Genomic DNA, 13,077 nt, shown 5'->3' on the forward strand with positions numbered 1-13,077 from the left:
CGTGAAGCGCGCGGGCGCGGCCGACACCAGAACCCGCCCGTGCGCTTCTGGATCATCACGATGATGCTAGTGCTCTTTGGGTTGTCCACCTTGAAGCTGCGATGAATGAAGCGGCCATGGAGCTTGCCGGCAGGCGGGTGCTGGTGGTGGGCGCGGGCCTTACCGGGCGCTCGGCGGTGCGCTATCTCCACCGCTTGGGCGCTCGCCTTCGCGTCGCCGACACCCGACCCGAGCCGCCCCTGGCGAGGGAGATCGCTCAGTGGGTCCCAGGGGCGGAGCTCAGGTTCGGCCCGTTCGAGGAACGGACTTTCAGCGGAGTCGATCTGGTGGTGGTGAGCCCGGGCGTACCGTTGAGCGAGCCCCACCTGCGGCGGGTGCGGGAAGCCGGGGTGCCGGTGGTGGGCGACGTGGAGCTCTTCGCCCGGGCCCTCGCTGCGCTGCCTCCCCCCAGGCCCAAGGTGCTCGCGATCACCGGCTCCAACGGCAAAAGCACGGTGACCGCCATGGCCGGCGCCATGGGGGAGGGCGCGGGCCTCGCGACGGTGGTGGCGGGCAACATCGGCCTGCCGGTGCTGGACGCCCTGCCGGAGGTTTCCGGCGCGGGACACCCCGACTTGTACGTGCTGGAGCTTTCCAGCTTTCAACTGGAAACCACCGAAAGCCTGCGGCCCGACGCCGCGGCGGTGCTCAACCTGAGCGAGGATCACCTGGACCGGTATCGCGACCTGGAGGAGTACGCCGTCGCCAAGGCGCGCATCTTCGCGGGCGAAGGCGTGCAGGTCCTGAACCGCCAGGATCCCCGGACCCTAGCCATGGCCCTTCCCGGGCGCACGGTGGTGACCTTCGGGCTCGACGCGCCGCCTGCGGACGAGGCCTACGGACTCATGGCCGTGGACGGCCGCCGTTTCCTCGCCCGGGGCGCAAAGCGGCTGTTGCCCATGGACGAGCTGCCCCTCAAGGGCGCCCACAACGCCGCCAACGGGCTCGCCGCCTGGGCCCTGGCGGCGGCCATCGGGCTGCCGGACGCGCCCCTGGCCCAGGCGCTCACCCGTTTCCGGGGGCTGCCCCACCGCATGCAGCCGGTGGCGGAGATCGGCGGCGTGGTCTTCTACGACGACTCCAAGGGGACCAACGTGGGAGCCACGGTGGCGGCCCTCTCCGGCATGGACCGGCCGGCGGTCCTGATCGCCGGCGGGGATGGGAAGGGCCAGGACTTCGCGCCCCTGGCGGCACCGGTGGCCCGGCACGCCCGAGCGGTGGTGTTGCTCGGGCGGGACAAGGAGCGGCTCGCCCAGGCCCTGGCGGGCTGCACGGTGCCCCTGCTGCGGGTGGAAACGATGGAGGAGGCGGTGCGCACCGCCTACCGGGAAGCCCGCCCAGGGGATGCCGTGCTGCTCTCCCCCGCCTGCGCGAGCCTGGACATGTTCCGCAACTACGAGCACCGGGCGGAAGTCTTTGCCGCCGCAGTGCGGGCGCTGGAGGGGCGTCCATGAGGCTCTACGCCGAAAGCCAGCTCGTGCGGCCGAGCCCCGAGTACGACGCCTCCCTCCTCTGGAGCGCGCTGCTGCTGGCGGGAATGGGGCTGGTGATGGTCTATTCCGCGTCCATCGCCACCGCGGAAGCCTCCCGGGCGACCGGCCATCAGGCCCACTATTACCTAGTGCGCCACGCCCTCTATCTGGCGGTTGGGCTCACGGCCGGCGCCGTCGCCTTCCAGATTCCCCTGAAGCTGTGGCAGCGCTCGGCCCCTTACCTGTTCCTGGCGGGCCTGGCCCTCCTCGTCCTGGTGCTGTTGCCCGGCGTGGGGCGCGAGGTGAACGGCAGTCGGCGCTGGCTCGCGATCCCCTTTTTCAGCGTGCAGCCCTCGGAGTTCATGAAGCTGTTCGTGGTGCTCTACGCCGCCGACTATACGGTGCGCAGAGCGCGCCATCTCGGCAGCCTCGCCCGCGGCTTCCTGCCCATGTTCGCCGTGATGCTGGCGACCGGGGCGTTGCTCCTGGCCGAGCCGGACTTCGGCGCCTTCGCCGTGATCACCGTCATCGCCATGGCGATCCTGTTCCTGGGGGGTGTGAGCACGCGCCTGTTCGCGGGGCTGGCGGCGCTGCTCGCCGCCGGCTTCCTGCTGCTCATTTGGAGCTCTCCCTATCGCATGCAGCGCATCGTGGGCTTCATGGACCCCTGGTCCGACCCCTTCGGCAAGGGCTATCAGCTCTCCCACGCCCTCATCGCCTTCGGACGGGGCGAGTGGTTCGGCGTGGGGCTGGGGGCGAGCGTGGAGAAGCTCCTGTATCTGCCCGAGGCCCACACCGACTTCCTTCTGGCGGTGATCGCCGAGGAACTGGGCTTCGTGGGGGTAGCCTTGGTGATCGCCCTGTTCGCCTGGCTCACCCTGCGGGCCTTCGCCGTGGGGCGCGCCGCGGCCCTGGAGGAGCGGCCCTTCGCCGCCTTGGTGGCCCAGGGCATCGGGGTGTGGCTGGCGGCCCAGGCCCTTATCAACCTGGGCGTGAACATGGGGGTGCTCCCCACCAAGGGGCTGACCCTCCCTCTCATGAGCTACGGGGGCAGCAGCCTAGTGGCCACTTGTGTGGCCCTCGCCCTCCTGCTGCGGGTGGACTGGGAGGTCCGTCGAATCGCGAGGGGAAGCCGGGCATGAGCCGGACCATTCTCATCATGGCCGGTGGAACGGGAGGGCATATCTTCCCGGGACTGGCGGTGGCCGACCGGCTCCGGACCCAGGGCTGGAACGTGGTCTGGCTGGGCACCCGGGGCGGAATGGAGGGCGAGATCGTCCCCAAGCGGGGCTATCCCATGGAGTGGATCCGCTTCTCCGGCGTGCGCCGCAAGGGCCCGCTGCGGTGGGCGGGGCTACCCCTGTTCCTGGTCCTCGCCTGCCTGCAGAGCGCCCGGGTGCTGGCCCGGCGGCGCCCCGACGTGGTCCTGGGCATGGGGGGCTTCGCCACGTTTCCCGGCGGCCTCATGGCCGCCCTGCTCAACCGGCCCCTGGTGATCCACGAGCAGAACGCCATCGCGGGGCTTGCCAACCGGGTGCTGGCGGCCGTGGCCGATCGGGTTCTCGTGGGATTCCCCGACGCCTTCGACGCCACTCCCGGGCGCGCCAACGCCCTCGCTCGGCTGTTCAAGCCAGCGAGGAAGCCCGAGTGGACCGGCAACCCAGTGCGGGAGGAGATCGCGGCCCTGCCGCCGCCGGGCGAGCGCTACGGCCGCCGCCAGGGGCCGCTGCGCCTGCTGGTGCTGGGCGGAAGCCGGGGCGCGCGGGCCTTCAACGAAACGCTGCCCCGGGCGATCGCCGCCATTGCGCCCTCGGAACGGCCCAGGATCGTGCATCAGGCCGGGGCCGGGGACGCGGAAGCGGTGGCGCGGGCCTACCGGGAGGCGGGGGTGGAGGCGGAGGTGCATCCCTTCATCGACGACATGGCGCGCCGCTACGCGGAAGCCGACCTGGTGATCTGCCGCGCCGGGGCGCTGACCATCGGGGAGCTCGCCGCGGCCGGGGTGGCGAGCCTGCTGGTGCCCTACCCCTACGCGGTGGATGACCACCAGACCGCCAACGCCCGTTTCTTGAGCGAGCGCCACGCGGCGGTACTCCTGCCCCAGCGGGAGTTGAGCCCCGAGGGCCTGGCCGAGCGGCTGCGCGCCCTCACCCGGGAGGCGCTGCTCGCCATGGCGGAGCGGGCCCGGGCGCTGGCCCAGCCGGAGGCGACGCGCCGGGTGGCCGAAGCCTGCATGGAGGCCGCGGGATGAGACACAAAGTGCGGCACATCCATTTTGTCGGCATCGGCGGCGCCGGCATGAGCGGTATCGCGGAGGTGCTGCTCAACCTGGGCTACCAGGTGAGCGGCTCCGACCTCCACGGGAGCCCCGTCACCGAGCGCTTGGCGGCCCTGGGCGCCCGGGTGGCACTCGGCCACGCGGCAGAGAACGTGGCGTCGGCGGACGTGGTGGTGGTGTCCTCGGCCGTGAAGAACGGCAATCCGGAGACGGAAGCCGCGCGGGCGGCCCGCATCCCCGTGGTGCCCCGGGCCCTTATGCTGGCGGAGTTGATGCGGCTCAAACAGGGCATCGCCGTCGCCGGCACCCACGGCAAGACCACCACCACCAGCCTGGTGGCGAGCGTGCTGGCGGAAGCCGGCATGGATCCCACCTTCGTCATCGGCGGTCGGCTGGAGGCGGCGGGGGCCCACGCGCGCCTGGGGGCGGGGGAGTTCATCGTGGTGGAGGCGGACGAATCGGACGCCTCCTTCCTGCTCCTGCAGCCGGTGCTGGCGGTGGTGACCAACATCGACGCGGACCACATGGAAACCTACGGTCACGACTTCGAGCGGCTCAGGCAGGCTTTCGTCGATTTCCTCCAGCACCTGCCCTTCTACGGCATGGCCATCCTGTGCGCCGACGACCCCCAGGTGCGCGCCATCATGCCGCGGGTGTCCAAGCCCATCACCACCTACGGCACGCTGGACGGCGCCAACGTCCAGGCGGTGGACATCCGCGTCGAGGGGCGGCGCATGCGCTTCACCGTGAAGCGGCACCCCGAGCCGCGGCGCCACCAGTGGCCGGCGAGGGACCTGGAGATCACCCTCAATCTCCCGGGCCGGCACAACGTGTTGAACGCCCTGGCGGCGGTGGCGGTCGGGCTCGAGGTGGGCGCCACCGACCAGGCGATCGCCAAGGCTTTGTCCGAGTTCCGCGGCGTGGGGCGGCGCTTCCAGAGCTATGGCGAGCTCTCCCTCCCTTCCGGTGGCACGTTCGCTTTGGTGGACGACTACGGCCACCACCCGGCGGAAATCGCCGCCACCTTGGCGGCGGCGCGCAGCGCTTACCCGGGGCAGCGGCTGGTGCTGGCCTTCCAGCCCCACCGCTACACTCGCACCCGGGATCTGTTCGAGGACTTCGCGAAAGTGCTGCGCTCCGCCGACGTGCTGCTCCTCACCGAGGTCTATCCCGCGGGAGAGGCGCCCATCGTGGCGGCGGACGGGCGCTCCCTCGCCCGGGCGGTTCGGGTGCAGGGGGGCGTGGAGCCCATCTTCGTCGAAACAGTGGCGGAGCTTCCCCGGGCGATCCTGGCAGTGGCGCGGGACGGAGACGTGGTGCTCACCATGGGGGCGGGTTCCATCGGGACCGTGCCGGCGGCCCTGGTGAAACAACTCGCTTCCGACGCTTGATGGGTCGGTGCGGATGAACATGGCGGATCTGGAACCGGGAACGAGGGAGGGACTCCAGGGCGAGCTGCGGCTCGCCGAGCCCATGCACCGGCATACAAGCTGGAAGGTGGGCGGTATCGCCGATCGGGTCTACGTCCCGGCCGATCTCCAAGACCTGGGGGCTTTTCTGCGCTCGCTGCCGCCGGAAGAGCCGGTGCTGGCGGTGGGGCTGGGCAGCAACCTGCTGGTGCGGGACGGGGGCTTTCGGGGCACGGTGATCCTCCTGCACCGGGCGTTGAACGCCCTGGCCCTGGAGGCCCGGGACCCGCAGCAGGGCTTGGTGTACGCGGAGGCCGGCGTGGCGAGCCCCAAGGTGGCACGCTTCGCCGCCCTGCACGACCTGGAAGGAGCCGAGTTCCTGGCCGGGATTCCAGGTACGGTGGGCGGGGCGCTGGCCATGAACGCCGGCTGCTACGGGGCGGAGACCTGGGAGGTGGTGGAGCGGGTGACCACCATCGACCGGGCCGGCCGGGTGCGGCAGCGCCGGCCCGCGGACTACCAGATCGGCTACCGCCATGTGGCGCTGAAAGCTAGGGACGAGGGAGCGGGAGAGGAGTGGTTCGTCTCCGCCTGCCTGCGGCTCAACCGCGGGGACGGGGAGCGCTCGCGCCAGACCATCAAGCGGCTGCTGGCGCGGCGGGTGGCTACCCAGCCCCTCAACCTCCCCAACGCGGGCTCGGTGTTCCGCAATCCCCCCGGGGACCACGCGGCGCGGCTGATCGAGGGCTGCGGGCTCAAGGGTTACCGGATCGGCAACGCCATGGTCTCCGACAAGCACGCCAACTTCATTGTCAACCTGGGCGGGGCGAAGGCGCGGGATATCGAGACCATCATCGAGACCGTGGAGCGCACGGTGGCGCAGCAGACCGGAGTGGGCCTGGTGCGGGAGGTCCGCGTGGTCGGCGAGCCCGCTTGAGCCTAGAGGTATTGAAGATGAATCCGCGCGATTTCGGGAAGGTGGCGGTCCTCATGGGGGGGCGCTCCGCCGAGCGGGAGATCTCTCTCATGTCGGGAAAAAACGTGCTGGAAGGGCTGCTGCGGGCGGGCGTGGACGCCCACCCGTTCGATCCGGCGGAGAAAAGCGTGTTCGCGCTGAAGGAGCAGGGCTTCGACCGGGTCTTCATCGCCCTGCACGGCCGTTACGGCGAGGACGGCACGGTGCAAGGGGCGCTGGAGCTCATGGACATCCCCTACACCGGCAGCGGCGTCATGGCCTCGGCCCTGTGCATGGACAAGCTGCGCACCAAGTACGTATGGGCGGGCTGCGGCCTGCCGACCCCCCGCTGGGAAGTGCTCCATGCGGCGGCCGACTGGCAGGGGGTGACAGCGCGCCTGGGCCTGCCCCTCATCGTGAAGCCGGCCCACGAGGGATCCACCCTGGGGCTCACCAAGGTGGCGAGGCTGGAGCGGTTGCCGGAAGCGTACGCGGTGGCTGCGCGCTACGACTCCCTGGTGCTGGCCGAGGAGTTCGTCGAGGGGGAGGAGCTGACCGCCGGCTTCGTGGGCGAGGAGCCCCTGCCCCTTATCCGCATCGAGGCGCCCGGCGGCAATTACGACTACCAGAGCAAGTATTTCAGCGACGAGACCCGCTACCACTGCCCGTGCGGGCTGCCGCGGGAGGAAGAGCAGGCTATCCAGGCCCTCGTCATGCGGGCGGTGGAGGTGCTGGGCTGCCGCGGCTGGGGGCGCGCGGACCTGATCCGCCGCGCCGACGGCGCGGTGAGCCTTCTGGAGATGAACACCGCTCCCGGCATGACCGGCCACAGCCTGGTGCCCATGGCGGCCAAGGCGGCCGGCATGAGCTTCGAAACGCTGGTGGTGAGAATTCTGGAGCTCGCCCGTGTGGGATAGCCCGAGGGCGCTCAATGCGTTGGCCAACCTGCTTTTCACGCTGGGGCTCGCCGGATTGCTGGCGGCCGCCGCGCTGGCGGCCGCGGGAAGCAGCGCGTTCGCCCTGCGGGCCGTGGAGCTGGCGGCGCCGCCCCAGCGGGTGACGGTGGAACAAGTGCAAGCGGTGGTGGCGCGGGAGCTGCGGGGCACCTTTTTCACCGCGAATCTGGAGCGGGTGCGCGACGCCTTCGAGAAGCTGCCGTGGGTGCGCAAGGCGAGCCTCGCGCGCCGCTGGCCCGCCACCCTGGTGGTGACGCTGGAGGAGCACGAGGCGCTCGCTCGCTGGGGCGAGGACGCCCTGATCGACCGCTACGGGGAGCGCTTCGATGCGGCGTTCGATGGCCCGCTTCCCCTGCTCTCCGGCCCTGACGGAGCCGAGCGGGAGGTGGCCGAGCGCTACCTGCGCTTCCGGGATCTGCTGGCGCAGGCCGGGCTCGGGTTGCAGGCCCTGCGGCTCTCGGCGCGGGGCGCCTGGGAGCTCGAGCTCGACCAGGGAACGGTGGTGAAGCTGGGCCGCAGCCACATGGAGGAGCGGCTCGCCCGGTTCGTCGCCGCCTACGGCGAGAGCCTGGCGCGGCTCGGCGTGCCCGTCGATTACGTGGATCTGCGCTACCCCCACGGCTTCGCCCTGCGCTTGCCCCGGGAGGCGCGGGCGCCCCGGGGGACGTGAATGGACCAAGCTTAGTTCCAGGAGGAAAGCATGGACAGGATCCTGCCGTCCGGTCTACAGCCGCCCGTGGAAGGGGAGCGTTCGTGGACGCGTAAGCTGAAGCCCAAGGAATCGAAGAACCTGATCGTCGGGCTGGACATCGGCACGTCCAAGATCGTGGTGCTAGTGGCGGAGGTGCTGCCCGACGGCGGGTTCGACCTGATCGGCATGGGCAGCCAGCCCTCGCGTGGCCTCAAAAAGGGCGTGGTGGTCAACATCGAGTCCACCGTGAACGCGATCCAGCGGGCGGTGGAGGAGGCCGAGCTCATGGCCGACTGCAAGATCCGGGAGGTGTACACGGGCATCGCCGGAGGCCACATCAAGAGCTTCAACTCCCACGGTATGGTGGCGGTGAAGGACAAGGAGGTGACCCAGGCCGACGTGGACCGGGTGATCGAGACGGCCAAGGCGGTCAACATTCCGACCGATCAGCAGATCCTCCACATCCTGAACCAGGAGTTCATCATCGACGGCCAAGAGGATGTACGCGAGCCCCTGGGCATGAGCGGGCTGCGCCTGGAGGTGAAGGTTCACATCGTCACGGGGGCGGTATCGGCGGCGCAGAACATCGTCAAGTGCGTGCGCCGCTGCGGGCTGGAAGTGCGCGACCTGGTGCTGCAGCCTCTCGCCTCCGCCCTGGCGGTGGTCTCCGAGGACGAAAAGGAGCTGGGCGTGTGCCTGGCCGACATCGGCGGCGGCACCACCGACATCACGGTTTTCACCCAGGGCGCCATCCGCCACACGGCGGTGATCCCCATCGCCGGCGACCAGATCACCAACGACATCGCCATGGCGCTGCGTACCCCCACCAAGGAGGCGGAAAATCTCAAAGTGCGCTACGGCTGCGCCCTGCGCCAGCTCGCCGACGCCCAGGAAATGGTGGAGGTGCCGGGCATCGGCGACCGGGGGCTGCGGCAGCTGTCGCGCCAGACCTTGGCGGAGGTGATCGAGCCCCGTGTGGAGGAGCTCTATTCACTGGTCCAGGCGGAACTGCGGCGCAGCGGCTTCGAGGACCTGCTCTCCTCCGGCATCGTCATCACCGGTGGCAGCAGCGCCATGCAGGGCATGGTGGAGCTGGGCGAGGAAGTGTTCCACATGCCGGTCCGGGTGGGGGTGCCCCACTACCGGGGAAGCCTGGCCGAGGTGGTGCGCAGCCCCCGCTACGCCACCGGCATCGGACTGCTCATGGCGGGCCTCGAGCAGCAGCAGCGCCAGCAGATGCAGCGCCTGCAGGGCGGCTCGTTGCGGCAGATCTTCGAGCGCATGAAAAGCTGGTTCCAGGGGAACTTCTGATCGAGGACAAGAGGCCCGGCCGCGTCCGTCGGGCGGGCCGAAGAAGCGGGTGATCGTCGACGAGGCATCTTTTCAAGGAGGTTGACATGTTCGAAGTGATGGATACCCAGACACCGGAGGCCGTGATCAAGGTGATCGGCATCGGCGGCTGCGGCGGCAACGCCGTGGACCACATGATCGAGCAGGGCGTGCAGGGGGTGGAGTTCATCTGCGCCAACACCGACGCCCAGGCGCTCAAGCGCAACCAGGCCAAGACCCTGCTGCAGCTCGGCGCCGGCGTCACCAAGGGCCTCGGGGCCGGCGCCAACCCGGAGGTGGGCCGGGAGGCGGCGCTGGAGGACCGGGAACGGCTGGCCGAGCTGATCCAGGGAGCCGACATGCTGTTCATCACCGCCGGCATGGGCGGCGGCACCGGCACCGGCGCCGCGCCGGTGGTGGCCCAGATCGCCAAGGAGCTGGGCATCCTCACCGTGGCGGTGGTCACCAAGCCGTTCAGCTTCGAGGGCAAGCGGCTCAAGGTGGCCCAGGCGGGCATCGAGGCCCTGTCCCAGTACGTGGACTCGGTCATCGTGATCCCCAACGACAAACTGATGAGCGTGCTGGGAGAGGAGGTGAGCATGCTGGACGCCTTCAAGGCGGCCAACAGCGTGCTGCATGGGGCCGTGGCGGGCATCGCCGAGGTCATCAACTGCCCCGGCCTGGTGAACGTGGACTTCGCCGATGTGCGCACGGTGATGTCGGAAATGGGCATGGCGATGATGGGCTCGGCCTACGCCTCCGGGGTGGACCGGGCGCGGCTGGCCGCGGAGCAGGCGGTGGCGAGCCCCCTGCTGGAGGACGTGAACCTGTCCGGGGCCCGGGGCGTGCTGGTCAACATCACCGCCAGCATGGGCCTCAAGATGAAGGAAGTGCACGACGTGATGAACACCATCCGCGACTTCACCGCCGAGGACGCCACCGTCATCGTCGGCACGGTGATCGACGAATCCATGGAGGACAACCTGCGGGTGACCATCGTCGCCACCGGCCTGGGGTTGCCCGCCCGGGCGCAGCCGAAGCCCCTGTCGGTGGTGAAGACCGGCACCGACGCCGCGCCCTTCGACACGGTGAACTACGAGGCCCTGGACACCCCCACCGTGATGCGCACCGGGCGCCGGCGGGAGACCACGGTGGAGGCCATGCGGCAGTCGGGGATCGACCTCCTGGACATCCCGGCGTTCCTGCGCAAGCAGGCCGACTGACGGGATGCCGGGCGGGGCGGCGCCCGGGGGAAGGCCGTCGCGTGTGATATACTGCCCCGTTTTTTAAGGACTTGGCTCGGCGAAAGGACCTGGATGGTCAAGCAGAGAACCCTCAAGAACGTCATCGGCGCCACGGGCGTCGGGCTGCACACCGGCGAGAAGGTCTACATGACCCTGCGGCCGGCTGCGCCCAACACCGGCATCGTGTTCCGCCGCGTCGACCTGCCCCGGCCCGTGGAGATCAAGGCGGACGCCTACAGCGTGCGGGACACGCGGCTCTGCTCCTGCCTGGAGCGGGACGGGGTGCGCGTTTCCACCGTCGAGCATCTCATGTCCGCCTTCGCCGGGCTGGGCGTGGACAACGCTTACGTGGACCTCTCCGGGGGCGAGGTCCCCATCATGGACGGATCGGCCTCCCCGTTCGTGTTCCTGCTGCAGTCGGCCGGGCTGGAAGAACAGCCGGCGCCGAAGAAGTTCATCCGCATCCGCCGCCGCGTGGAGGTCGAGGACGGGGACAAGTGGGTCCGCTTCGAGCCCTACGACGGGTTCAAGGTGGAGTTCAGCATCGCCTTCGACCATCCCATCTTCGACAAGACCCGCCAGCGGGTATGCATCGATTTCGGCAAGACCTCCTTCGTCAAGGAGGTGAGCCGGGCGCGCACCTTCGGCTTCGTCCAGGACGTGGAGAACATGCGGGCCCAGGGACTGGCCCTGGGAGGCAGTTTGGACAATGCCATCGTGATGGACGAGTTCCGGGTGCTCAACAGCGACGGCTTGCGCTACGAGGACGAGTTCGTCAAGCACAAGGTGCTGGACGCCATCGGCGACCTGTACCTGCTGGGGCACCCGATCATCGGCGCTTTCCTGGCCTACAAGTCGGGCCATGCCCTCAACAACGCCCTAGCCCGGGCCTTGCTCGCCGACGCCCGGGCCTGGGAATTCGTCACCTTCGATGACCCCGAGGAGGCGCCGGCCTTCCTGCGTTTCCAGATGCAGAGCGCCTGAGGGTTCCGCGGCGCCGAGATCCGCTAGGCGAGGCGCGGCGTGGTCCTGATCCGCCTGGCGGGCTTTCTCCTGCTCCTCGTCCTCGGCGCCTGCCTGGGGCTCTATCTCTATACCCGGGACCGCCGCTACCTGCGCTATGCGGGGGCCACCCTCAAGTTCGGCCTGGTGCTGGCAGCGGTCTTCGCCGCGCTGTACTTGCTCGAGCGGTTGATCCTAGTGATTTGACCGGGAGCCCGGCCCGGAGTCCCGCGTGGGCAATGATCTAGCGGGTCCGCCGCCCTCCCCGGGCGATCAGTGCTCGCAACGCTGCGCGCAACGGCGAGGGCGGCAGGCGTCCCGCCAGCGCCTCCAGGCTCTCCACCGCCTTCGGGCTCAAGCGCCGAGGGGGTGTCCCGGGGCCTGGGGGGCTCGGCTGGGACGCTTGAACCAGGGCCTGGATTGAAGTAACCTCGAAACCCCGCTCCCGCAACGCCTGAATCAGGCGGGGGCTCATGTGCCTGAGCTTGGCCGCCGCTGCGCCGCTGGTGGCACGGATCTTGATCGTACCGTCCCGGTAGGAGACGATCCCGCTCAGGGGGCGAAGCTCGCGCGGTGCCACCTCTCGGTAGGTCCGGTCGAGCTCGGCGAGCAGCCGGGCCTCGGCAAGAGGGCTTCTAGTCCCTTCTAAGCTTCTGAAATAGAAGCTGATCGGTCGGGCAGGCACCGCCATCGCAAGAACGGTGGAGACATGAACATCATCGTTGTATCCGGCAAGCTTGCCCAGGCCCGCACCATCACCCTGACCCGGACACAAATCGTCACTTTGTTCGCGCTTTTGGTCATCCTGGGGATGGCGGCCGCGTCAGCCATCGCCTATTTCGCAGTGCGCCACGCCTCGGCACTGGCTCCCCTCCTGGGGATGCAGGCAACCGACCAGGGCACCTCTGGGGGCCAGGAGGCCCAGGCCTATATGCAGGAGACGATCCACGCGCTAGCGGTGCGCATGGGTCAGATGCAAGCCCAGCTTCTGCGGCTGGACGGCTTGGGCGAGCGCCTGGCCCAGCTGGCGGGGATCAAGCCCCAGGAATTCTCCTTCGACCAGCCCCCTGGGCGGGGCGGAGCCATCACCCATCTTCCCCAGCATACCCTCAGCGTCGGTCAGCTTGCTGACCAGCTCAACGAATTGACCCGCCTGCTCAGCCACCGCTCGGACCAGCTCCACATTCTCGAATCGGTGCTACTGGAGAGCCAGCTCGTGCGCCAACTGGTCCCCTCCATGAGGCCCGTGGACGGGGGCTGGCTCTCGTCGGGGTTCGGCTGGCGCATCGATCCCTTCACGGGCCAGCGGGCGATTCACGAAGGGGTGGATTTCGTGGCGCCCGTGGGCACGCCGATACTGGCCGCCGCCGGTGGGGTGGTGGTGACCTCGGAGCACCATCCCGAGTATGGTAATATGATCGAAATCGACCACGGCAACAACCTAGTCACCCGCTACGCCCATGCCTCCAAGCGGCTGGTGGAAGTCGGGGCCATCGTGTTGCGTGGCCAGAAAATCGGCGAGGTGGGCAATACCGGCCGGTCCACGGGACCTCACCTGCACTTCGAAGTGCGTCGTAACGGGGTCGCGCTCAATCCCGCTCGCTTCCTGAAGGCCCAAGGATAGCTTGCCGTTTCGAGGTGTCTGATGGGGGGTGAGGCCGGAAAGCCTCACTCCCATTTCGTTTGGTGAACCGATCCTTAC

General features: G+C 69.4%; 13 protein-coding genes. 12 read left to right on the forward strand and 1 reads right to left on the reverse strand.

Annotated elements, in window-relative coordinates; translation table 11 throughout:
- Positions 1-101 precede the first annotated feature (101 nt).
- The 11 genes from murD (at position 102) to ACTFO6_RS15585 (ending at position 11,582) form a co-directional block, all read left to right on the forward strand.
- Positions 102-1,493: a UDP-N-acetylmuramoyl-L-alanine--D-glutamate ligase gene (murD, locus tag ACTFO6_RS15535; protein WP_439935354.1), complete on the forward strand. Its 1,392-nt coding sequence runs from the start codon at positions 102-104 to the stop codon at positions 1,491-1,493.
- Positions 1,490-2,653 carry a putative lipid II flippase FtsW gene (gene ftsW / locus ACTFO6_RS15540; RefSeq protein WP_439935355.1) on the forward strand — a complete coding sequence of 388 codons (1,164 nt, stop codon included), beginning with the start codon at positions 1,490-1,492 and terminating at the stop codon, positions 2,651-2,653. Before murD ends, ftsW begins: the two co-directional genes overlap by 4 nt.
- Positions 2,650-3,762, forward strand: coding sequence for an undecaprenyldiphospho-muramoylpentapeptide beta-N-acetylglucosaminyltransferase (gene murG, locus ACTFO6_RS15545; protein WP_439935356.1), 1,113 nt, complete (start codon positions 2,650-2,652; stop codon positions 3,760-3,762). Before ftsW ends, murG begins: the two co-directional genes overlap by 4 nt.
- Positions 3,759-5,180: a UDP-N-acetylmuramate--L-alanine ligase gene (gene murC / locus ACTFO6_RS15550; protein ID WP_439935357.1), complete on the forward strand. Its 1,422-nt coding sequence runs from the start codon at positions 3,759-3,761 to the stop codon at positions 5,178-5,180. Before murG ends, murC begins: the two co-directional genes overlap by 4 nt.
- Positions 5,181-5,193: 13 nt before the next feature.
- Positions 5,194-6,135, forward strand: coding sequence for a UDP-N-acetylmuramate dehydrogenase (murB, locus tag ACTFO6_RS15555; protein ID WP_439935358.1), 942 nt, complete (start codon positions 5,194-5,196; stop codon positions 6,133-6,135).
- 17 nt (positions 6,136-6,152) lie between these two features.
- Positions 6,153-7,070 (forward strand): D-alanine--D-alanine ligase, encoded by a 918-nt coding sequence (locus ACTFO6_RS15560; RefSeq protein ID WP_439935359.1) that lies wholly within the window; start codon positions 6,153-6,155, stop codon positions 7,068-7,070.
- Positions 7,060-7,779: a cell division protein FtsQ/DivIB gene (locus ACTFO6_RS15565; RefSeq protein WP_439935360.1), complete on the forward strand. Its 720-nt coding sequence runs from the start codon at positions 7,060-7,062 to the stop codon at positions 7,777-7,779. The genes ACTFO6_RS15560 and ACTFO6_RS15565 overlap by 11 nt, the downstream gene beginning before the upstream one ends.
- A 30-nt stretch (positions 7,780-7,809) precedes the next feature.
- The gene (gene ftsA / locus ACTFO6_RS15570; RefSeq protein ID WP_439935361.1) at positions 7,810-9,111 is read left to right on the forward strand and encodes a cell division protein FtsA; all 1,302 of its coding nucleotides are present in this window, start codon (positions 7,810-7,812) and stop codon (positions 9,109-9,111) included.
- A gap of 86 nt (positions 9,112-9,197) precedes the next feature.
- On the forward strand, positions 9,198-10,352 hold the full coding sequence (ftsZ, locus tag ACTFO6_RS15575; protein ID WP_439935362.1) for a cell division protein FtsZ: 1,155 nt from the start codon (positions 9,198-9,200) through the stop codon (positions 10,350-10,352).
- 93 nt (positions 10,353-10,445) lie between these two features.
- Positions 10,446-11,357: a UDP-3-O-acyl-N-acetylglucosamine deacetylase gene (lpxC, locus tag ACTFO6_RS15580; protein ID WP_439935363.1), complete on the forward strand. Its 912-nt coding sequence runs from the start codon at positions 10,446-10,448 to the stop codon at positions 11,355-11,357.
- Between the two features lie 39 nt (positions 11,358-11,396).
- Complete coding sequence (locus ACTFO6_RS15585) at positions 11,397-11,582, forward strand: hypothetical protein (protein ID WP_439935365.1); 186 nt, start codon at positions 11,397-11,399, stop codon at positions 11,580-11,582.
- 37 nt (positions 11,583-11,619) lie between these two features.
- Here the strand turns inward: ACTFO6_RS15585 and ACTFO6_RS15590 are convergent, their stop codons facing one another.
- A complete protein-coding gene (locus ACTFO6_RS15590; RefSeq protein WP_439935366.1) occupies positions 11,620-12,066 on the reverse strand; it encodes a DciA family protein in 447 nt (148 codons plus the stop codon).
- Between the two features lie 18 nt (positions 12,067-12,084).
- Between ACTFO6_RS15590 and ACTFO6_RS15595 the strand changes: the two genes are divergently transcribed.
- Positions 12,085-12,999, forward strand: coding sequence for a M23 family metallopeptidase (locus ACTFO6_RS15595; protein ID WP_439935367.1), 915 nt, complete (start codon positions 12,085-12,087; stop codon positions 12,997-12,999).
- Positions 13,000-13,077: the final 78 nt, after the last annotated feature.

It is taken from the genome of Pelomicrobium sp. G1, assembly GCF_051905455.1.
In the GTDB taxonomy this organism is placed as follows: domain Bacteria; phylum Pseudomonadota; class Gammaproteobacteria; order Burkholderiales; family UBA6910; genus Pelomicrobium.

What these genes read in the sequence shown, in the direction of transcription:
- murD (WP_439935354.1), top strand. Translation starts at nt 102, where the DNA reads ATGAATGAAGCGGCCATGGAGCTTGCCGGCAGGCGGGTGCTGGTGGTG.
- ftsW (WP_439935355.1), top strand. Translation starts at nt 1,490, where the DNA reads ATGAGGCTCTACGCCGAAAGCCAGCTCGTGCGGCCGAGCCCCGAGTAC.
- murG (WP_439935356.1), top strand. Translation starts at nt 2,650, where the DNA reads ATGAGCCGGACCATTCTCATCATGGCCGGTGGAACGGGAGGGCATATC.
- murC (WP_439935357.1), top strand. Translation starts at nt 3,759, where the DNA reads ATGAGACACAAAGTGCGGCACATCCATTTTGTCGGCATCGGCGGCGCC.
- murB (WP_439935358.1), top strand. Translation starts at nt 5,194, where the DNA reads ATGAACATGGCGGATCTGGAACCGGGAACGAGGGAGGGACTCCAGGGC.
- ACTFO6_RS15560 (WP_439935359.1), top strand. Translation starts at nt 6,153, where the DNA reads ATGAATCCGCGCGATTTCGGGAAGGTGGCGGTCCTCATGGGGGGGCGC.
- ftsA (WP_439935361.1), top strand. Translation starts at nt 7,810, where the DNA reads ATGGACAGGATCCTGCCGTCCGGTCTACAGCCGCCCGTGGAAGGGGAG.
- ftsZ (WP_439935362.1), top strand. Translation starts at nt 9,198, where the DNA reads ATGTTCGAAGTGATGGATACCCAGACACCGGAGGCCGTGATCAAGGTG.
- lpxC (WP_439935363.1), top strand. Translation starts at nt 10,446, where the DNA reads ATGGTCAAGCAGAGAACCCTCAAGAACGTCATCGGCGCCACGGGCGTC.
- ACTFO6_RS15590 (WP_439935366.1), bottom strand. Translation starts at nt 12,066, where the DNA reads ATGGCGGTGCCTGCCCGACCGATCAGCTTCTATTTCAGAAGCTTAGAA.
- ACTFO6_RS15595 (WP_439935367.1), top strand. Translation starts at nt 12,085, where the DNA reads ATGAACATCATCGTTGTATCCGGCAAGCTTGCCCAGGCCCGCACCATC.